The sequence below is a fragment of the Nonomuraea sp. NPDC049504 genome, from assembly GCF_040676845.1.
In the GTDB taxonomy this organism is placed as follows: Bacteria; Actinomycetota; Actinomycetes; order Streptosporangiales; family Streptosporangiaceae; genus Nonomuraea; species Nonomuraea salmonea.
The window spans coordinates 21,949-41,565 of the sequence record NZ_JBFAPT010000012.1; the positions used below are offsets into that span (position 1 = coordinate 21,949).

At 72.3% G+C, this 19,617-nt stretch carries 15 protein-coding genes; 8 read left to right on the forward strand and 7 right to left on the reverse strand.

The window, feature by feature from the left end; translation table 11 throughout:
- Nucleotides 1–189: 189 nt before the first annotated feature.
- Nucleotides 190–636: a hypothetical protein gene (locus AB0K28_RS23030; RefSeq protein WP_364373380.1), complete on the reverse strand. Its 447-nt coding sequence runs from the start codon at nucleotides 634–636 to the stop codon at nucleotides 190–192.
- Between the two features lie 313 nt (nucleotides 637–949).
- On the opposite strand from AB0K28_RS23030, the gene AB0K28_RS23035 reads away from it, so the two are divergent.
- The 5 genes from AB0K28_RS23035 to AB0K28_RS23055 all read left to right on the forward strand — a co-directional run bounded on the left by AB0K28_RS23035 (nucleotide 950) and on the right by AB0K28_RS23055 (nucleotide 6,678).
- Nucleotides 950–2,137 (forward strand): SGNH/GDSL hydrolase family protein, encoded by a 1,188-nt coding sequence (locus tag AB0K28_RS23035; RefSeq protein WP_364373382.1) that lies wholly within the window; start codon nucleotides 950–952, stop codon nucleotides 2,135–2,137.
- 144 nt (nucleotides 2,138–2,281) lie between these two features.
- The gene (locus tag AB0K28_RS23040; RefSeq protein WP_364373385.1) at nucleotides 2,282–3,673 is read left to right on the forward strand and encodes a xylan 1,4-beta-xylosidase; all 1,392 of its coding nucleotides are present in this window, start codon (nucleotides 2,282–2,284) and stop codon (nucleotides 3,671–3,673) included.
- 85 nt (nucleotides 3,674–3,758) lie between these two features.
- Nucleotides 3,759–4,235 (forward strand): VOC family protein, encoded by a 477-nt coding sequence (locus AB0K28_RS23045; protein WP_364373388.1) that lies wholly within the window; start codon nucleotides 3,759–3,761, stop codon nucleotides 4,233–4,235.
- A gap of 266 nt (nucleotides 4,236–4,501) precedes the next feature.
- A complete protein-coding gene (locus tag AB0K28_RS23050; protein WP_364373391.1) occupies nucleotides 4,502–5,509 on the forward strand; it encodes a sporulation protein in 1,008 nt (335 codons plus the stop codon).
- Nucleotides 5,510–5,700: 191 nt separating this feature from the next.
- On the forward strand, nucleotides 5,701–6,678 hold the full coding sequence (locus AB0K28_RS23055) for a winged helix-turn-helix domain-containing protein (protein ID WP_364373393.1): 978 nt from the start codon (nucleotides 5,701–5,703) through the stop codon (nucleotides 6,676–6,678).
- 128 nt (nucleotides 6,679–6,806) lie between these two features.
- Here the strand turns inward: AB0K28_RS23055 and AB0K28_RS23060 are convergent, their stop codons facing one another.
- On the reverse strand, nucleotides 6,807–8,285 hold the full coding sequence (locus AB0K28_RS23060) for an Nramp family divalent metal transporter (RefSeq protein ID WP_364373396.1): 1,479 nt from the start codon (nucleotides 8,283–8,285) through the stop codon (nucleotides 6,807–6,809).
- 172 nt (nucleotides 8,286–8,457) lie between these two features.
- On the opposite strand from AB0K28_RS23060, the gene AB0K28_RS23065 reads away from it, so the two are divergent.
- The gene (locus AB0K28_RS23065) at nucleotides 8,458–8,817 is read left to right on the forward strand and encodes a hypothetical protein (RefSeq protein ID WP_364373399.1); all 360 of its coding nucleotides are present in this window, start codon (nucleotides 8,458–8,460) and stop codon (nucleotides 8,815–8,817) included.
- 228 nt (nucleotides 8,818–9,045) lie between these two features.
- On the opposite strand, the gene glgC is transcribed toward AB0K28_RS23065, so the two are convergent.
- Nucleotides 9,046–10,281 (reverse strand): glucose-1-phosphate adenylyltransferase, encoded by a 1,236-nt coding sequence (gene glgC, locus AB0K28_RS23070; protein WP_345386598.1) that lies wholly within the window; start codon nucleotides 10,279–10,281, stop codon nucleotides 9,046–9,048.
- A 158-nt stretch (nucleotides 10,282–10,439) separates the two neighbouring features.
- Here glgC and glgA point away from each other — a divergent pair, with 158 nt between their 5' ends.
- The gene (glgA, locus tag AB0K28_RS23075) at nucleotides 10,440–11,612 is read left to right on the forward strand and encodes a glycogen synthase (RefSeq protein ID WP_364373402.1); all 1,173 of its coding nucleotides are present in this window, start codon (nucleotides 10,440–10,442) and stop codon (nucleotides 11,610–11,612) included.
- Here the strand turns inward: glgA and AB0K28_RS23080 are convergent, their stop codons facing one another.
- Complete coding sequence (locus tag AB0K28_RS23080) at nucleotides 11,613–12,017, reverse strand: nitroreductase family deazaflavin-dependent oxidoreductase (RefSeq protein ID WP_364373405.1); 405 nt, start codon at nucleotides 12,015–12,017, stop codon at nucleotides 11,613–11,615.
- Nucleotides 12,018–12,097: 80 nt separating this feature from the next.
- Between AB0K28_RS23080 and AB0K28_RS23085 the strand changes: the two genes are divergently transcribed.
- Nucleotides 12,098–18,250: a CHAT domain-containing protein gene (locus AB0K28_RS23085; protein WP_364373408.1), complete on the forward strand. Its 6,153-nt coding sequence runs from the start codon at nucleotides 12,098–12,100 to the stop codon at nucleotides 18,248–18,250.
- Here AB0K28_RS23085 and AB0K28_RS23090 read toward each other — a convergent pair.
- The 3 genes from AB0K28_RS23090 to AB0K28_RS23100 all read right to left on the reverse strand — a co-directional run bounded on the left by AB0K28_RS23090 (nucleotide 18,142) and on the right by AB0K28_RS23100 (nucleotide 19,593).
- Nucleotides 18,142–18,444: a hypothetical protein gene (locus AB0K28_RS23090; RefSeq protein ID WP_345386586.1), complete on the reverse strand. Its 303-nt coding sequence runs from the start codon at nucleotides 18,442–18,444 to the stop codon at nucleotides 18,142–18,144. The genes AB0K28_RS23085 and AB0K28_RS23090 overlap by 109 nt on opposite strands.
- 33 nt (nucleotides 18,445–18,477) lie before the next feature.
- A complete protein-coding gene (locus AB0K28_RS23095; RefSeq protein WP_364373411.1) occupies nucleotides 18,478–18,933 on the reverse strand; it encodes a hypothetical protein in 456 nt (151 codons plus the stop codon).
- Nucleotides 18,934–19,044: 111 nt separating this feature from the next.
- The gene (locus AB0K28_RS23100) at nucleotides 19,045–19,593 is read right to left on the reverse strand and encodes a GNAT family protein (protein ID WP_364373414.1); all 549 of its coding nucleotides are present in this window, start codon (nucleotides 19,591–19,593) and stop codon (nucleotides 19,045–19,047) included.
- Between the last annotated feature and the right edge of the window lie 24 nt (nucleotides 19,594–19,617).

Below are 19,617 nucleotides of genomic sequence, written 5' to 3' on the forward strand. Positions count from 1 at the left end.
GTGCTCAGCACACCTCGCTCACGGCACGTGACCATGACCACCGGACGAAACTTCGCATAAAGGCAGAATACGCTCAGCAGAGGAAACAATCCGTCACGTTCCGCTAATCTCCCTCTCCGCCGAGCCCGCTGGGCCGGTGAGTATGGGGGCGCCGGTTCTCCACGCCCTTCTGCCGGGCCGGTGGGGGCGCTAGGCGTCCGGGAGACGGAGGCCGCGGGCCAGGAGCTGGTGGAGGTGGGCGCGGAAGCGGGCCAGCTGGTCCGGGTCCTCGGCGCCGCGGCGCGCGCCGGTGCCGTCGAGGACGCCGCTCAGCACGAAGCCGTGGATGCACCAGATCACCGTGTACGTCATGTGCACCGCATCGGCCCCGGCCGGCTCGGCCGGCTCGGCCATGGCGTTGACGACGTGCTGGATCAGCGGCTGCGCGCTCTTGATCTCCAGGTCGACCACGTCGCTGGCGTCGGACAGCCAGCGATGCATCCACAGTGCGGGGATCTCCGGATGGGCCACGCAGCCGTCCAGATAGGCGTCGATGAAGTGGCGCAGCGCCTCGCTCCGCCGTTCGGGCGGCGCCGCCGGCAGCTCGTCGGCCCGCTCCTTGATGAGCGCCGCCAGGCGGTCGCGGGCCCGCCGCATGACCTCGAGATACAGCTCCCGCTTGGCCGGGAAGTGCGCGGCGACCTCCGCCTGGTCGAGGCCCGCCGCCTCGGATCTGCGCGGTGGAGGTGACGTCGTAGCCGAGCGCGGCGAACAGGCGGGTCGCCGTCCGCAGGATCAGCTCCCGCCGCTCGTCATCAGGAGAGTCCATGAACGCGACCCTAGGCGCGAGGAGTGGCCATGACCACGAGGTGATCGGCAAGCGCCGGTAAAAGCCCACCCGGCCCAGCCAAAGGGCGAAAGGTTCGATATGGTGCCGAAAATTTCGATCTATCGACGGGAGCGTGCCGACATGGGCCAGGAGCCGATCCGCCCCGCCCGGCACTGGGTGACGACCTGGACGGCCATGCCCCAGCTCACCGAGCCCCACAACATGCCGCCGCCCCCGTACGCCAAGGAGGGCCTGAGCCTGCCCGACACGACGCTGCGGCAGACCGTCCGGGTGTCGGCCGGCGGCCGGCGGATGCGGCTGCGGCTGTCGAACGCGTTCGGCGGCGCGCCCCTGCCGCTCACCCGCGTCTCCGTGGCGCTGCCGCGCGGCGGCGCGGCCGGCGGGAGCGCGATCCTGCCCGGCACCTCGCGGCCCGTGACGTTCTCAGGGCGGGCGTCGGCCGTCGTGCCCATGGGTGCGCACGTGGTGTCGGACCCGGTGGAGCTGGACCTGGCGCCGGGGTCGGTGCTGACCGTGACCGTCCACCTGGCGGAGGGGCTGGCGTCGGGGGAGCTGACCTCGCATCCTGGCTCGCGTACCACCTCCCACCTGACCGGCGGCGACCACGTGACGGCCGATGACCTGCCCGGCGCCACGCCCGTCGACCACTGGTACCTGCTCAGCGCCGTCGAGGTGTGGGCCCCGGCCGGCGTCGGGACGCTGGTCGTGGTGGGCGACTCGCTGACCGACGGCAGGGGCTCCACCACCAACGGCAACGACCGCTGGCCCGACCTGCTGTTCGACCGCCTGCCCGGCATCGCGGTCGCCAACCAGGGCGCGGGCGGCAACCGGGTGCTGAACGACGGGCTCGGCCCGAGCGCGCTGGCCCGGCTCGACCGCGACGTGCTGGCGCAGAGCGGCGCTCGGTGGCTGGTCGTCTTCGAGGGCGTCAACGACCTCGGCACCGCCCCGGCCACCCGGGCGGCGCAGGAGGAGGTCGCGCAGGCGCTGATCGCCGCGTACGAGCAGATCGTCGTGCGGGCGCGGGCCAGGGACCTGCCGGTGTACGGGGCCACGCTGACGCCGTTCGGCGGGCACGACCCCTACGACGACCCCGACGGGCACCGGCAGGCCGCGCGGCGCCAGGTCAACGACTGGATCAGGACGGCGGGCCGGTTCGAGGCGCTGATCGACTTCGACGCGGCGGTCCGCGACCCGGCCGCGCCGCACCGGCTGGGGGCCGCGTACGACGAGGGCGACCATCTGCATCTGAGCCCGGCCGGCTATCGCGCGCTGGCCGCCGCGGTCCCCGCAACCCTGTTCGACTGACGTTCGCGCTGCTCGGCGGGCACGTGCGCATCGGTAACGATTGTCTGAGAAAAGTCTGAGAAATCCAGCCCCGGCATGTGACCCCTCGCCCACTCGTGGAACGCTACGAGCGGCATACACGCGGTTGAAGTCAGGTGAGTACGGTTGGTTACGGACAACGGGGGATCGTTCTGGCGCAGGCTGGGGAGGGCCGCGGGCGTCACGGCCCTGGCGGCCGTGGTCGCGAGCTGCGGCGCCACCGGCACCGGCGGGCAGGGGGCCCCGCCGCAGGGGACACCGCCGCAGGAGACCTCCGCCGCGCCGCAGACCCGCAGCGCCGCTCCCGAGGGCGACGCCGTCAAGCCGCCGCCCGTGGCGCAGGACTGGCCGCGCTGGGGCTTCACGCACACGGGCGTCAGCGCCAACAACGTCACCCGGCGCTTCGAGCAGGTGGTGGCCGGTTCGCTGGAACGCACGCCGATGCTGCAGAACCAGCACATCATGGGCTTCGGCGCGATGAACCCCGAGCCGTACCCCGGTGAGTTCATCTGGGAGGACCTCGACAGCCGGCTCAACCTCATGAAGATGTCGGGCGCCACGCCGGTCATCACGCTGTGCTGCGCCCCCGACTGGATGAAGGGCGGCCCGCAGGGGCCCACCGAGGAGTCGGCCTGGGCCGAGCACCTGGAGGACGCCCCCTACCCGCAGCACTTCGACGACTTCGCCAAGCTGTCGGCCGCGGTCGCCGAGCGCTACAGCGATGTCAAGTACTTCATGGTGTGGAACGAGCTCAAGGGCTTCTGGAAGGACCACGCCAAGCCCGCCGACTACAAGGGCTACACCCAGCTCTACAACAAGGTGTACGACGCGGTGAAGAAGGTACGGCCGGACGCCATGATCGGCGGCCCGTACATCGGCTTCGACAGCAACCGCAAGGGCGGCTCCGAGCTGCGCGGCGACTGGGGGGTCGTCAACCAGCACGTGATCGACGCCTTCGACTACTGGTTCGAGCACAAGAAGGGCGCCGACTTCATCGTGGTGGACGGCGCCTCGCCCACCGACGCGCACGAACTGCTGCCCGACGAGTTCGGCGCGCTGGCGAAGTTCGCCGACGTCACAGAATGGCTGCGGAAGAAGACCGGCGACATGCCGATCTGGTGGTCGGAGTGGTACTTCGTGCCCGAGGACGGCACCCGCTGGAAGGAGCCCAGGAGGCTCGCCGTGCAGGCCGTCTCCATGATCGAGATGGCCCGCGGCGGCGTGTCCACCGCCCTCTACTGGAACCCGCAGGCCAAGGAGGGCGAGTGCGTGGGCTGCATGTGGGACCCGCGCAGCGGCGCCGAGACCCCGACGGGCCGGCTGGTCGCGAACTTCACCCGCTGGTTCCCGGCCGGCGCCGAGCTCGACCCCGTCACCTCATCCGACCCCGCCGTGCGGGTGCTGGCCCAGCCCGAGCAGCTGCTGCTGGTCAACACCTCGGACGCGGCCGTGACGACGACGGTGGACGGCAAGGAGCACCGGCTCAAGGCGTACGAGATCAAGTGGGCCGGCCGCTAGCCCCTGAACGGAGTCGGCCGGAATGAACAGTGGCGGCCAGGGGTTGGCACGGGGACACAGGACCTCACGTACCCGAAGGAGCCCCATGAGTGCCCCCCAGGAGAGCAGCCCGGCCGTCCGCCAGCTCAGGCTGGTGGTGGAGGCGGAGGACTACGAGGCCGCCGTAGCGTTCTACCGCGACGTTCTCGGCCTGCCCGAGGAGGCGGCCTTCAGCGGCGGCGACGGGGCGCGGGTGGCGATCCTGGACGCCGGACGGGCCACGCTCGAGATCGCCAACCCGGCACAGAAGAAGATGATCGACGAGGTCGAGGTCGGACGGCAGGTGGCGCCCAAGTTCCGGGTGGCGTTCGAGGTGGACGACGCTCGCGAGACCACCGGGCGGCTGGTCGCCGCGGGCGCGGACGAGGTCGCGCCGCCCACGGTCACCCCCTGGGAGTCGCTGAACGCCCGGCTCGACGCGCCCGGTGGCCTGCACATCACGGTCTTCCAGGAGCTGAGCACCCTTGAGGACCGCACGTCGCACGACGGCTTCGGCACGGACGCCGGCCGCTCGGCGGACTAGGCGACGGAGGCGGGGGCCTGGGCCGGTGCGGTGACGCCGCTCGCCGGGCCAGGCCGCACCAGCGGCGACGGCCTACCGGGATCCCGCCCGAGGCGCAGGCGAATCCCCTGGTCTCACCTCCGTACGGGCTCTACCACCTGAACCCTCCTGACCAGGCACGTCAGACCGGATCGATATGCGTGCGGGCCCGCCGGAACTCCGGTCACGGGCCGATCGTTGACGCCAGCGGCACACAAGTCGATCTTCGAAACAGGGAGAACAGAGCCGTGGTCTTCAAGAGGATGCTGGGAGCGTTCGGCGTCGGCGCGCCCTCCGTGGACACCGTGCTGTCCACGCCGCGGACCCAGCCGGGCGGCACGCTGGACGGTGAGGTGCGCCTCAAGGGCGGCGACTTCGACGCCGAGATCGAGCACGTCACCCTCGGCCTGGTCGCCCAGGTCGAGATCGAGCACGGCGACGGCGAGGCGGCCGGGCTCGGCGAGTTCTCCCGCGCCCAGGTCTCCGGCCCCTTCACGCTGCGCAAGGGCGAGGACCGCGTCATCGCCTTCCAGCTGCCCGTGCCCTGGGAGGCGCCGATCAGCGAGATCGGCGGGCAGCCGCTGCGCGGCATGGCGGTGGGCGTGCGCACCGAGCTGGCCATCGCCAAGGCCGTCGACAAGGGCGACCTCGACATGGTGGCCGTCGAGCCGCTGCCCTCGCAGCTGCGCATCCTGGAGGCGTTCCTGCAGCTCGGGTTCGCGTTCAAGTCGGCCGACCTGGAGGCGGGGCAGCTCTACGGCGTGGCGCAGCAGCTGCCGTTCTACCAGGAGATCGAGTTCTTCCCCGGGGGCGACTACGCGGGTCTGGTGGGCGAGGTCGAGGTCACCTTCGTCGCGAACCCGGCCGGTCTCGACGTGGTGCTGGAGGCCGACAAGCGCACGGGCCGCTACTCCTCCAGCGACGCCATCGGCCGCTTCCAGGTCAGCCACGACGACGCGCTGCGCACGGACTGGGCCGGTGAGCTGAGCCGCTGGCTCGGCTCCCTGTCCCAGTACGGCCACGCCGCCCCCTACGGTCACCACGAGGGCCACTACGGCGACCACCACGGGCACCACGGCGATCACCACCACGGCGGGCATCACGGGGGCCACCACGGGGGCCACCACGGGGGCCCCGGCCTCGGCATGGTCGCCGCCGCGGGCGCCGCCGGCGTGGTCGGCGGGCTCGTCGCCGGCGAGGTGGTCGAGGAGGTCGTGGAGGAGTTCTTCGAGGGTGACGAGGGCGACGACTGGTAGCCGCCTGATTCATCCCGCCCCCGGACTCGCGCCGCCGGGGGCGGTTCTTGTGTGTACGGCCAGATCAGCCGTACCGACAAAGCACTTTCAACCCTGCAATCGCACTGTAAGTCAGGAGAAAGCGGCATGAATAGGTTGGCTCACTGTCCGTAAGAGCCGACCTCTAGGAGCCGACAGTAACCAGCACGACTGTGTGGAGCGAACTGCACCTCACCTCCACGCCTCAGCTGTCCCTCTCGATCTCCCCGCATCTCACGGCGCTCGCCTGGATCACCGACGCCCTCGCCGGCCGCCGCAGGGGCCTGCCCGACCTGTGGCGCAAGGCCATCGGCGCCCGCGTCTCCCGCCTCGGACACCAGGCCGTACGCCCGCTCGCCGCCCCAGGCGGCCACGTGGGGCCCGACTGCCTCGTGCCCCGCCCCCCGGGCGACGGCGACGTCCCGATCCAGGACCAGCTCGCCGCCCTGCGCGACCTGCCTCCCGGGCGTCTCGTCAGCGACCTGGAGCAGGCGTTCGGCAGCGGGCCGCTGCCCGTCCAGTGGCGCTCGGCCGCCGAGCGGCCCCGCCAGTGGCTGCACGGCTACGCCGGCGCCGTCGCCGACGTCTGGACGGCCGCCGAGCCCCTCTGGAAGCGCGCCCGCGCCCTGCTGGACAAGGAGGTCACCAGGGTCGGCGTGGCGGCCGTGCGCGGCGGCCCCGAGCTGCTGCTCGGCGCCCTCAGCGACCGCATCACCTGCGGCGACGGCGGGCTGCGCGTCGCGGGGCTCGACGGCGGCAGGTACGAGCTGGGCGGCCGGCGGATCGTGCTGGTGCCGATGCTGGCCGGCAAGGACGCGGTCATCGCCGGGCTCGACGACCCCGAGGCCGTGTGGATCGCGTACCCGCTGCCGGGGGCGCAGACGTTGTGGAGCAGGCCCGCCGCCCCGGCGCTCGACGAGCTGTCGGCGCTGATGGGCCCGGTGCGGGCCGACCTGCTCTGCGCGATCGGCCGGCCGATGACCATGAGCATGCTGGCGGCCGACATGAAGGTGACGCCGAGCAGCATCACGTACCACTGCGACCGGCTCAGGGACGCCCGCCTCATCACCAGGGAGCGGCGCGGCCGCGAGGTCTGGGTGGGCCGCACCCACCGCGCGGAGGAGCTCCTGGAGCTCTACCACCGCCGCTGACGGGGAGGAAAGGGGCGCGCCGACCCGCAGCAGTCCGGCACGCCCCCTGTCTCTGCGCACGCTAGCAACGCCCGATCAGCGCGGAGATCACTTCGGCTAACGTGAAAGCTTCCTCCCTGTACGTCCGCTCAGAACGTCACCAGCGGGTCCCCGACGAAGTCCGCGATGAAGTTGACGAAGAAGAACCCGAAGAACAGCACGTTGAGCACCAGGATCACGTAGTGCCACGGCCGCGGCCTGGCGGGGCGCGGCAGCTTGCTGTTGAGGTACATCAGCAGGAACGGATAGAGCAGCGCCCCCAGGTTCGACATGTTCGCCGACCACTCCACCAGGCCCACCGGCAGCGACTGGAAGATGATGATGGAGATGATGACCAGCAGGAAGAGCATGAACGGGTAGTAGAAGCGGCGCGGGTCGCCCTCGATCAGCCGGCGCAGGCGCGGGCTGGTGGCGTTGGCCGCGTCGGTGGTGACCCGGACCATCGCCTCGAAGATGCCGAGCTGCGTCGAGAACAGCACCAGCACCCCGACCACCAGCGCGACGTAGAAGACCACCCTGCCGTACTCGTCGCCCAGCGCGGAGGCCACGAACGTCGGCACGTTCGCCCTGGTCGGCCGCTCGCCGGACAGGGTGACCGCCTGCGCCATGAGCAGCGTGGGCAGCAGCATGCCGAGGATCGCGCCGACGAAGAACACGCCCCACATGTCCACCAGGAGCAGCCGGTACCAGCGCCGCCACAGGCCGCGGTTCTTCTCGTCGTCGGGGAAGGTGACGCCGCTGGCCAGGATCGCCTTCCTGTCGCCGCGCAGGCCGGAGATGTAGCCGACCCGGTGGCCCATGCCGTAGCCCTTGTCGCGGTAGTGGCCCATGATGTACCAGTTCAGGCCCGAGGCCAGCGCCGTGAACCCGGCCAGCGCGCCGAGCTGGGTCGCGGTGATGCCGGCGGGCGGCGCGGCCGGGGTGAGGAAGCCCCGGATGCCCTCCCACCACTGGCTGATCGGCACCACCAGGAGGTCCACGGCCAGCAGCGCGACGAGGATGGTGCCGATCAGCACCCAGTTGACCAGCTCCAGGACCCGGCTGATCCGGCGGGCCGCGGCGGTGATGAGGAACACCAGCACCAGCAGGCCGATCGCCCACAGGCGCGGCTCGACCGCGTCGGCATCCGGAGGGACGCCGTGCACGAGCGCGTACACGCCCTGGCCGGCCGACGCGGCCCAGCCGCCGGCGATGAACGAGAAGATCACGATGAGCACCGACAGCGGCACCCACAGCGGCCAGCCCGGCGGCACCCTCCCCCAGCCGACCACGGGGGCCTCGCCGGTGGCGACGACGTAGCGTGAGCACTCGACGTTGTAGAACGTCTGCAGCAGCGCCGACACCACGATGACCCAGCCGACCCCGACGAAGCCGTACTGGCCGACGCTGAGCGGGCCGAGCAGCCATTCGCCGCTGCCGATGGAGATGCCGAGGGCGATCAGGCTGGGGCCGACGGCGTACTTGAAGAGTTCCTTGGGGCCGATCCTGGAGACCTTGAAGACCTCCTCCGGCGTGGGCAGATCGGCGACTTCCAGGTCAGGACGGCTGACTCCGAGCGGGTGCGACATCTCACTGCCTCCTGCCGCCCAGCGTGATCCCGGACTGCCGTCACAACAAGACCCAATTAGTCGTTCACGCTCACGTAAGGCCACGAGCGGGTCAGGCGTGGCGGTATTCCCCCTAACGGGACTGACTACGTAGAGTGATTGTCGTTGTCACAAGGTGACTACAGGGGGAGAAATGAAAGGTAAGCTCATAGCGGTCGGCGGCGTGCTCGCCACCGCTGCCACGTTCTGTGCCATGGCCACGCCGGCCGAGGCGGCCAACCGCTGCGACCTCAGCGTCGGCGACCGCACCCACACGCTGCGCATCACGCCGTGGGGCGTGCACGCGGGCAAGCGCGACGCCAAGGCGTGCCAGGCCAAGGAGAAGTTCGAGGACGACGACGACGAGTTCGAGGACGACGACGAAGGCGACGAGGCGGAGTTCGGCGGCTGGAACGACGGCCCCGGCTACGGCTGGGACAACGGTTACGGCGCCGCGCGTCAGGGCGACTGGAACGGCTACAACTGGCCGGGCACCTGGTACGGCCAGGAGTGACATCACCGGCCGATCCTGACTCATAGGGCCGGCCGTCAAGCCCCGGGGCGCTCTTCACGGTGCCCCGGGCACCCTCCACCCCCTGTAGCACCCGCCGGCCTCCCTGGAGGCCCGCCCCCTCCTATGACGTCTCGGCCCCGCCCTGTCCGCACGGCGGGGCCGTCGGCATGCCCGTCCGGCATGCCCGTCACGCGCCCCGGCCCGGCGCCGGGGCGCGACCTGCCCGGGTCAGCGGTCGACGATCTCGTTCTTGCCGATCACCACGACCCCGCCCCTCGTCAGCGCGAACCTGCTGCGGTCGTACTCGGGGTCGAAGCCGATGCGGGCGCCGTCGGGGATGACGACGTTCTTGTCGATGATCGCCTTGCGCACGACCGCGCCCCGTCCGACCTTGACGTTCTCCATCAGCACGGAGTCCTCCACCAGCGAGTGCGAGTGGAGCACCACCTTCGGCGACAGGATCGACCTGATCGCCGTGCCGCCGGAGACGATCACGCCGGGGGAGACCAGCGAGTCGATCGCCCGCCCCACCCGGTCGCCGTCGTTGTGCACGAACTTGGCGGGCGGCAGCGGGTCGTGCCCGGTGAAGATCGGCCACTTGTCGTTGTACAGGTTGAACACCGGATGCGCCGAGATGAGGTCCATGTGAGCCTCGTAGTAGGCGTCCAGCGTCCCCACGTCGCGCCAGTAGCCGCGGTCGCGCTCGCTGGAGCCCGGCACGATGTTGTGGGCGAAGTCGTAGACGTCGGCGCCGCCCGACTTCACCAGCATCGGGATGATGTTTCCGCCGAGGTCGTGCTTGCTGGAGGGGTCGAGCGCGTCCTCGCGCAGCGCGTCGATCATCGCCTGCGTCTTGAACACGTAGTTGCCCATAGACGCGAACACCTCGTCGGGGGAGTCGGCCAGCCCCACCGCGTCCTTCGGCTTCTCCCTGAACGCCACGATGCGGCGCCCCTCGGGATCGGTCTCGATCACGCCGAACTGGTCGGCCAGCGACAGCGGCTGCCTGATCGCCGCGACCGTCACGTCCGCGCCGGAGTCCTCGTGCTGCTCGACCATCTGCCGGGGATCCATCCGGTAGATGTGGTCGGCGCCGAACACGATGACGTGCTCCGGCTCCTCGTCGTAGATCAGGTTCAGATTCTGGAACAACGCGTCGGCCGAGCCGGAGAACCATCTCGGCCCCAGCCGCTGCTGCGCCGGAACCGGCGTGACGTAGTTGCCCAGCATCGCCGACAGCCGCCACGTACGCGAGACGTGCCGGTCGAGGCTGTGGTTCTTGTACTGCGTCAGCACGACGATCTTCAGGAACCCGCCGTTCGCGAGGTTGGACAGCACGAAATCGATGAGCCGGTACATCCCCCCGAACGGCACCGCCGGTTTCGCCCGATCCGCCGTGAGAGGCATGAGCCTCTTGCCCTCTCCACCTGCCAGCACAACCGCAAGCACCCTCCGGGACCTCATGCCCAGGACGCTACCCCCAAATGGCCGATCTATCGACGAAAGGCCGCAGCGGGATCATCCCGTGTGTCGGTATTTGCGATGCAATGTACGAACCGGAGTTGCCGAGCTTTGGTTTGTCGCTGTGTTCGCTGTGCTCAACCAGCCCGTAGTGTCGTCTCATGCGCGTTGATCTGCTCAGCAGGGAATACCCGCCAGAGGTGTACGGCGGGGCAGGGGTGCACATGGAATACCTGGCCAGAGAGCTGCGAAAGCTGGCCGACGTCCACGTGCGCTGCTTCGGTGCGGCCCGGGTCGAGCCGGGCGTCTCCGCCTACCGCGTGCCCGACGGCCTGGCGGGCGCGAACGCGGCCCTGCAGGTGCTCGGCGTCGACCTCGAGATGGCGGCCGCGTGCGCGGGCGCGTCGGTCGTTCACTCCCATACTTGGTACGCCAATTTCGCCGGGCATGTCGCGAAGCTGCTCCACGGCGTGCCGCACGTCGTCACCACGCACAGTCTCGAGCCGCTGCGGCCGTGGAAGGCCGAGCAGCTCGGCGGCGGCTACGCGATCTCCTCGTGGGCCGAGCGCACCGCCTTGGCCGCCGCCGACGCGGTCATCGCGGTCTCCGAGGGCATGCGGCGCGACGTCCTGGCCGCCTACCCCGAGATCCCGCCCGAGCGGGTCAGCGTGATCCACAACGGCATCGACACCACCCAATACGCGCCCGACCGCGGCACCGACGTGCTGGAGAAGTACGGCGTCGATCCCACGCGGCCCTACGTCGTCTTCGTCGGCCGCATCACCCGCCAGAAGGGCCTGGTCCACCTGCTCCACGCGGCCCGCTCCTTCGACCCGGCGGCGCAGCTCGTGCTCTGCGCGGGCGCGCCCGACACACCGGAGATCGCCGCCGAGGTGACCGAGCTCGTCGAGGGGCTCGACCGCGCGGGCGTGTTCTGGATCCAGGAGATGCTGCCCAAGCCCGAGGTCATCCAGCTCCTGACGCACGCCACCGTGTTCGTCTGCCCGTCGGTCTACGAGCCCATGGGCATCGTCAACCTCGAGGCGATGGCCTGCGAGACGGCCGTCGTGGCGACCGCGACCGGCGGCATCCCCGAGGTGGTCGCCGACGGCGAGACCGGCCTGCTGGTCCCGATCGCGCAGGCCGCCGACGGCACGCCGCACGACCCCGAGCGGTTCGCCGCCGACCTCGCCGAGCGGGTCAACGCCCTGCTCGGCGACCCGGCGCGGGCACGGGCGATGGGCGAGGCGGGCCGGGCCCGCGCCATCGAGCACTTCTCCTGGGAACGGATCGCCCACCGCACCATGCGGCTGTACGAGACGCTGACCGGGTGATCAGCCCACGCGTTCGAGCACGACGACCGGGATCTCCCTGTCGGTCTTCTTCTGGTACTCGTCGTACTCGGGCCAGGTCCTGGCCATGACCTGCCACATCTCGGGCTTCTCCGACGCCTCGGCCGTACGCGCGCGGGCCCGGAACCTGTCGCCCTTGACCTGCACCTCGACCTCGGGCTCCGCCAGCAGGTTCTTGTACCACTGCGGATGCTCGGGGTCGCCGCCCTTCGAGGCCACCACGAGATAGTCGTCGCCGAAGCGCTGGTAGATGAGCGGGGTGGTGAAGGGCTGCCCGGACTTGCGGCCCTTGGTGGTCAGGAGAAGGACGACGGTGTTGTTCCAGTCGTGGCCTTCGGCCCCGTCGGTCTCCTGATAACGCCGAACGTGTTCTTTGCCGTAGAGCATGCGAACGCACCTACCCAGGACGCGCCCGACCTCACCGGGAGCCGCTGTACGGGGCGGCACGCCAATGAGAGTCTTTGCCCATGACCGATCCGGCCGGGGCGCTGGCCGCCCGCATCGAGCGGTTCGAACAGGCCGCGGATCCCGAGCTGATCTGGGATCCCGCGGCGCTGTCCGAGGCCGAGCAGGCGATGCTGGCCTGCTCCGGCGACCGCTCCGACGCGGCCACCTGGCGGCTCATCGGCATGCTCCACCTGGCCCGCTACCGGCTCGACCCGCGCACCACCCGCGACGCGGCGGTGGCGGGCGCGTTCTTCGCCGCCGTGGCCGTCGTCGACCCCGGCCGGCTGCCGGAGAAGCTGCGCGGCTCCCACCTACCTCCGGGCGAGTCGGCCGGCACCTGGGCGGGGCTGGTGGAGGAGGTGTTCAGGCACGTCGACCCGGGCGCCTACCGGCACGTGGGGCTGCTCATCCACGCCCTGGTCCGGCGGGCCATGGCCGAGCCGGTCGCTGAGGTGTCGGAGCGGCTCGGCGAGTTCCTGCTGCAGGAGTCCGTACGCTCGTCCGACCCCTCGTGGGCGCCCGGCGCGCTGGGGCCGCTCGGAGCCGGGCTCGTGCGCCTCTACGAGGCCACCGGCGAGCGCGAGATCATCGACGACGCCGTCCACATGCTGCTGCGCGCCGCGCTCGGCGAGCCCGCCTACACCCCCGACCTGGCCGCCGCCCTCGCGCTCGCGGCGCCCGGCGACGAGAAGCTGGCCGCCGCGTACCTCGCGGCCGCCGAGTCGGGGGAGCAGGACCGGTCGCGGGCGCTGCTCGCGCTCGTCGAGCTCACCCGTTCCCGCGCGGTCGCCTCCTGGGCCGACGACGACCTGCTGGCGTTCATCAGGGTCGGGCAGTGCGCCCTGGACTTCTGGCACGAGCGGTGGGCGCATCCGGGGGTGCTGGCGCCGTACGCGTCGGGGCTCATCGAGTGGTACGTCGTCACCGGCGATGAACGTTCGCTCGAAGCCGGCCTGGAGATGCTCGACGCGTTGCGCGTCACCCCCGACGAGGACGTACGCGATTTGCCGGACCCGCTCGTCCGGCTGCGCCTGCTCGGCGACCGCAGGATGCGCCGCCACGAGGTGAGCGGCGACCCCGCGGACCTGGAGTCCGCCGTCGAGGCCCGCCGCGACGCGCTCGCCATGGTCCCTGACGGCCACCCCGCCAAGCCCGCCCTCCTCACCTCCTTGGCCACCGCCCTGCTCGGACTGGCGGTCCTGACGGACGGCGACCCGGCCGCCCCGATCGCCGCGGCCCGCGCCGCCCTGTCCGCATATGGCGACCACGCCCCGCAACGCCCCGACACGTTCCTCCTCCTCGCCGAAGCCCTCACCCTCCCCTTGACGACCGGACCCGCGCCGCACGGCGCCCCTCATCCCGCCGACGAGGCCGTCTCCGTGTTGCGGGAGGCACTCGCGGCGGGTGAAGGTCTGACCCGGCGGGCCGAGGCGTACGGGCTGATGTCGGAGGTGCTGCGCCGGCGAGCCTCCAGCGCCGACGCCGACCGGAGCGCCGCCGATCTGCGGGAGGCCGTCCAAGCAGCCCGCCAGGCCGTCGAACTGGCCACGAAGGACGCACACGGCCAGACCGGCGCCCGGCGCGCCCTGCTGGAGGCGCTGCTGGCGCGCCACACGGCGTACCAGGACCCCCGCGACCTCACCGAAGCACTGGCCCTGACCGGAGAGACCGGCCGAGAACCCGACGCCGCTTTGGACACCGCCTTGGACACCGCCTTGGACACCGCTTTGGACGCCGCCCTGACGCGCGTGCTCGACGGGGCGGGGGAGGTCGATGAGCAGCTCGCGGCGACCGCGACCGAGCTCGCGCTGCGGTCGCCGCGCGAGGAACGGGCGCTCACGCTGCTCCAGGTGGCGGAGCGGCAGGCCGAGAGCGAGGCGGAGCGCGGTGAGTTCCTCGCCGAGGCGGCGGAGCGGCTGGCCGAGGCCGGGCGGGCGGGCGTCGCGGGTCGCGTGCTGGAGCGGGCGGCGGAGGCGTTGGAGGCGGCGGGGGAACGGTCCCGCGCCGCCGCCATGCTGTCCCGGCTGGGCGGGCTGGCCGAGCCGGGGCAGGCTTTGGAGGCGTACGCGCGGGCGGCGGACGTCCACCATGACCTCGGAGATCCCCGTGCGGAGGCGCAGGAGCTGACCCGCATGGGCCTGCTCCACCTCGCCGCCGGTGAGCCCGCCCGCGCCGCCGGCCTGCACCGGCGGGCCGCCGCCCGGTGCGCGGACGCGGGGCTGTCCGCCGACGAGGCTTCGCATCTCCGGCACGCCGCCGAAGCCCACCTCGCCGCCGGCGACCCGGCCGCCGCCGTCGAGTGCGCCGCCCGAGCCCGGGACCTGCACCTGGACGTGGGCGAACCCGTCCTCGCCGCGCTCGCCCTCGTCCTCGCCGCCCGCGCCGCGCTCGACCAGGGCGACCTCACCGCCGCCGGCGAACGCATCACCGCCTGCGCCATCGAGCTGGAGGCGGCCGGAGACTGGGAGGAGGCGTGCCGGGCGCTCGACGCGCACGCCGTCCTGCTCGCCGTACGCGGCCACCCCGGGCAGGCCGCCGCCTGCGAGACCCGGCTCGTGGAGATCGTGCGGCGGCACGGGCGGCGGCGCGAGCCGGCCGACGAGTGGTACCGGATCGCGCAGCGCCGCCGGGGCCGGGGTGACGCGGGTGGGGCCCGGGTCGCCTTCGAGCTGGCCGGACGCGAGTACGACGCCCTCGGCAACCCCGACGGCGCCGCCTCTGTGCGGTACAACCTGGGCGTTCTCGCGTACGGGGAGGGGGAGACCGCGCAGGCGATGGAGGCGTTCGGGGCGGCGGCGGAGGCGTTCGCTCAGCTGGACGGCCCGGTCAAGGAGTCGCTGGCCCTGACCATGCGCGCCGCCTGCCTGACCGCCCTCGGCCTCCCGGACGACGCCCTGACCGACCTCGACCACGCACTCGAAACGGCCGCCTCCGACCCTTACGCCCTCCTGGTCGCCACCCTCGGCCGCGCGGCCGTGGACGTAGAGCTGGGCCACCTCGGGGAGGCCGAGGAACGCCTCCACACAGCCCTCACGCTGGCGGGCGACGACCGGCTGGCGAAGGGCGTCGTACAGGACCGCCTGGCGGCCTTACACGGACGCACGGGCAACCTCGACGCCCAGGTCGCCGCACTCGAAGCCGCCTTGTCCGCCTTCCACACCGCCGCCCAGCCCCAGCCAGCGGCCCTGACCGCCGTCAAATTGGGCCTCGCCCTGGAACATCGCGGCGATTACCGCGCCGCCCGCCAGAGCCTGGAAACCGCCCTCACCATCCTCCAACCCCACCTCCCCCCGCCCACGGAACCCCCCGCACCCGCCTCACCAGGCACCTCCGTGAACACCCCGACCAAAGCTGACGAGGTCGCACTCAGGGACGCCACCCCCGCGCACGCGACGGGCGACGGGCCGGCGGGCGGCTCGGCGGGCACTCAGGCACGAGGCCCGGAGCGCGGTACCGCGGGCGGTCCTGCGGGTGGGTCAGCGGCGGAAGCGGTCGAGGAAGCGCCGTTCGAGCTCATCGCCGCGATGAACAGCGACATCGACGCCGCCGCCCTGTCCCGCCTGGCGACCCTCCACCTGACCCTCGGCGACCTCACCCGTGGCCGCGCCGCACTCACCTCCCTGCGGGCGGGTGGACGCTGGAGCGATGCGGTGGCTCGCCTGGAGTTCTGGCTTCAGCTCGCCGAAGCGGAAGCGGCCGGCGACCTCGCCCAGGCCCGCGCCCTCGCCACCCAAGCCCTGACCGCCCCCACCCCATCCCCACCCACCGACGCCGCCCCCGCCCCTGGCATCCCCGCCCCTGGCACCGTGCCTGGCACCGTGTCTGGCACCGCCGCGCCGGGCGCCTCTACGCGGGGCCGCGGTTCGGAGGGCGGGGAGCTGCTCGCGGGGTTGGAGGCCGGGGATCGGTCGTATCTGCTGGTCAAGTTGTCGGGCTACTGCCGGGCCCTGGGCGACCTGCCTGCCGCCTACGCGTACGCCGCGCGTGGGTGTGAGTTGCGTGATGAGCGGGCGGGTGAGCATCTGCGGAACCTTGGGGCGGCGGCGCTGGAGCTGGGGCGGGCGGAGGAGGCGATCACGCACCTTGAGGCGGCCGTCGAGGAGGCCCGGGGTGCGGTGCCTGCGCAGCTCGCCGGGGCGCTCGCGCTGCTCGGGGCGGCCTATACCGATGCGGCGAGGTGGAGGGAGGCCGGTGAAGCCTACGAGGAGGGGCTGGCGCTGACGGCGCCTTTCGTGTGGCGTTTCCTTCGCGTTCCGCTCCTCATCGGGAGTGCCGCCCTTCACCTCAAGCTCGGCGAGCTGGACGAGGCTGCCGCCCGTTACCGTGACGCCATCGCGCTCGGTGAGGAGCTCGGCCGCCCCGCAGGCCGGCCCGCCGACCTCGCCGCCGCCTACGCGGACCTGGCTCTCGTTCACGAGCTTCGTGGTGATCTCGAAGAGGCCCGGCCTCTCGCCGAGCGTGCCCTGCACCTGCGACGCGCTCACGGCGATGCCCGCGGCACCGTCCTCGCCCTGGTGGCGCTCGCCCGTCTGACCGTCGAGCAGACCGACCGGATCCAGGCCGTCAGGTGGCTGGAGGAGGCCGTGGCGCTGGCGCAGGAGAGTGGGTTCAGGGCGGGGGAGGCGGTGGCGCAGTGCCGGCTCGCGGTCCTCGACCTGGGCTCAGGCGCGTACGACCGGGCCGGCCACCGCCTCCGTACGGCCATCGGCACCCTGACCGACCTGGGCCACGACATCGAGCTGCGGACGGCGTACCACCTGAGGTCGGTCGCCGCGGAAGAGCTGGGCGACCTCGCAGGAGCGCTGGCCGACGCCGAGCGGGCCTGCGTGCTCGGTCACGCCCCGTCGCGCGAGAGAGCCGTCCGCCTGGCCGTCACCCTTGGACGGGGCGGGACGGCCTGGGAGCACGCCGAGCAGGCCAGGGTCGCCGCTCTCGCCGCCCACCTGGACGACCGGCCCTGGCCGGCGCCCGAGGGTGTGCCCGCGAACCTCGTGGAGGCCGAGCAGCAGGCATTGACCACCGTCCAGACTCTGATGACGGCCGCGGGACACACCAGGGACCCGGACCGGGCCGCCCGCCTCATCCACCGCGCCCGCGCGGCCAGGACCGACCTGGAGTCCGTGTGGCGCCGCATGGCCCCCTCGGCCCCCCATCACGTGTCCCTGCGCCGGCGGTCAACCTCCGCCCCGGGGACGCGTGGGACGGTCGCCATGCTGGCGTTCCACCTGGACGAGAGCGCCGGCACCACGACCGTGCTGGCCCACCGTACGGGCCGGCCGGAGCCCCTGGCCTTCACGACCACCGTCGGCCGGGAACTGCTCACCGACTTCCTGCACACCACGTACGCCCCCAGACCAGGGCTCCTCGACATCGACGCCCGCCGCCACCGCGCCGACGTGTGGCGGCGCGTGGCCGACGGCCTGCTGGCCGAAGTCCTGCGGAACCTCGACCTCCAGAGCGGCGACCTGCTCCACCTGCTCCCAGGCCCGGGACTGCACGGCATCCCGCTGCACGCGCTCACACCCTCCGGCGGCCGGTCTCTGATCGAGCACGGCCCCGTCACCTACGCCCCCGCCACCACGACGGAGGGCCGGCCGCAGGCGCGGCGCGGCACACCGATGGTGATCGGCCAGGAGGAAGAGGCGGCGGCGCTGCTCGGCACCACCCCCGTCACCACCCCCGTCACCGCCACCGCGGCCGACTTGCGGGGCGTACGCCCCGTGCTGCTCCTGGCGACCGACATGGTGCTGGACGAGAAGGACCCGTTCGGCTCGGGCGTCGTGCTGGCCGACGGCCTCCTGTCCGCCCGCCGCCTGATGACCATGAACGTGGCGGCCGACCTCGTCATGCTCACCCCGCACACCGCGACGCCGGGAACGGGCACGGCCGTGGCCGCGCTGGGTCAGGCGTTCCTGCACGCGGGCGCCCGCGCCGTGCTGCTCCCTCTCTGGCCGGTCGCCAAGGAGATCAGCCGGGCCCTCGTGCACGACCTCGTCATGCGCCTGCGCGCGGGAGACGCCCCCGCCACGGCCCTGCGCGCCGCCGTGCTGGGGCTGCGCGAGCTCTACGGCTCGGCCGAGCCCGACCTCTGGGCGTCGTACGTGCTCATCGGCCCACCGGGAGGCTCACCCGTCCACTTCGACCCCGGCATGAGGGTCACCAGCACCAGATAGCCGAAGAACGCGACCAGCAGCCCCACCGCGTAACCGCCGAACACCGAGGGCGGGGCGAGCAGCGCCACCACGAACCCGCCGCCCACGACGGCCACCACCGCCGCCACATCGGCAGCGGACGCGCGGCGCCGCAGCAGCCCGTGGGTGATCCAGCCGATGACCAGTCCGAAGCAGAACGCGCCGAGCACCGCCATGGGCTCACGATCGCACGAGCCGGGGAAGCGGGGCTAGAGGTAGGACCGGGTCGCGCTCACCAGCTCGCTGGCCCCGTCGCGGGTGTCGACGTAGATGGCCTTGCCGGGGGTGCGCTCGCGGACGTCGTGATCGCGGATGGCGAACACGGCGGGCGGCACGCCCACGTCGCCGTAGCGCGCGGTGACGGCGGCGCCGATCGCCCGCCGCACGTCGGACACCACCTCGCGCGGCTCCTTCCCGGAGCCGGAGGCCGCGAGATAGCCGAGCATGCCGGCGAAGCGCAGCTCACCCTCGGCCGGCGGGCGCTGGCCGGGCAGCACGGGACGGTCGAGCCAGAACACGTTGCCCGCCAGGAACGCCGGATAGCCCGCCCCCTCGTCGCCGAGCGAGCGCGCGGTCTCGGCGAGCAGCTCGCCGAACTCGGCCAGGTCCGCCCCGGGCGGCAGGTCCGTGGTGACGAACAGGGGCACGATCAGCGAGTCGAGCATGTGACTATCCCTCCGTGAGAGGCCTCATCGTAGGATGCCGCACCGACAATCCCGGGACCCGCGACTCAGCCCGGACTTGACCCGGCGCTCACGAAGCGCGGGAAGTGGGGATCAGCGCTCGACCCACTCGTCCTCCAGCGCCGAGTGCACGATGGAGTCGCGCCAGCCGGTCGGCGTGGGCAGGTGGTGGCGGATGCGGCCCTCCTCGACCATCCCCGCGGTGAGCATGGCGAGCTGCGCCGGCAGGTTGGCGGGGGAGCGGGCACCCCAGATGCGGTGCAGCCCGAGCTGCTTGAAGCCGAAGGACAGCATCAGGCGTACGAGGTCGGTGCCGATGCCGCGCCCCCACTGGTCGGGATGGAGCCCGAACCCGATCTCGGCGCTGTGCGGCAGCTCGGCCTCGATGCGCAGCCGGGCGACGCCGACCACGTCGCGGCGGCCCGCGTCGAGCACGGCCAGCACGTAGAGCAGGCGTGGCTCGGCGGCGGCCGCCCGCACGGCCTCCTCGACGAGGCCGGTCACCTCTTGGAGGCTGCGCGGCGCGAAGGGCGCGTGCTGGGTGGCGACGGGATGGCCGTAGACGCCGTGCAGAGCGGCGATGTCCGCCTCCGTGACGTCACGGAGGCAGACGCGTTCGCCCTCGCAGACCACGCGGCGCATGCGCCGACCGTAACGCGAGTTCCG

Coding starts and splice junctions, on each gene's coding strand:
- AB0K28_RS23065 (WP_364373399.1), top strand. CDS start 8,458: ATGAAAGGTAAGCTCATAGCGGTCGGCGGCGTGCTCGCCACCGCTGCC.
- AB0K28_RS23095 (WP_364373411.1), bottom strand. CDS start 18,933: ATGCTCGACTCGCTGATCGTGCCCCTGTTCGTCACCACGGACCTGCCG.
- AB0K28_RS23090 (WP_345386586.1), bottom strand. CDS start 18,444: ATGGCGGTGCTCGGCGCGTTCTGCTTCGGACTGGTCATCGGCTGGATC.
- AB0K28_RS23060 (WP_364373396.1), bottom strand. CDS start 8,285: ATGTCGCACCCGCTCGGAGTCAGCCGTCCTGACCTGGAAGTCGCCGAT.
- glgA (WP_364373402.1), top strand. CDS start 10,440: ATGCGCGTTGATCTGCTCAGCAGGGAATACCCGCCAGAGGTGTACGGC.
- glgC (WP_345386598.1), bottom strand. CDS start 10,281: ATGAGGTCCCGGAGGGTGCTTGCGGTTGTGCTGGCAGGTGGAGAGGGC.
- AB0K28_RS23045 (WP_364373388.1), top strand. CDS start 3,759: ATGAGTGCCCCCCAGGAGAGCAGCCCGGCCGTCCGCCAGCTCAGGCTG.
- AB0K28_RS23100 (WP_364373414.1), bottom strand. CDS start 19,593: ATGCGCCGCGTGGTCTGCGAGGGCGAACGCGTCTGCCTCCGTGACGTC.
- AB0K28_RS23030 (WP_364373380.1), bottom strand. CDS start 636: ATGCGGCGGGCCCGCGACCGCCTGGCGGCGCTCATCAAGGAGCGGGCC.
- AB0K28_RS23080 (WP_364373405.1), bottom strand. CDS start 12,017: ATGCTCTACGGCAAAGAACACGTTCGGCGTTATCAGGAGACCGACGGG.
- AB0K28_RS23085 (WP_364373408.1), top strand. CDS start 12,098: ATGACCGATCCGGCCGGGGCGCTGGCCGCCCGCATCGAGCGGTTCGAA.
- AB0K28_RS23035 (WP_364373382.1), top strand. CDS start 950: ATGGGCCAGGAGCCGATCCGCCCCGCCCGGCACTGGGTGACGACCTGG.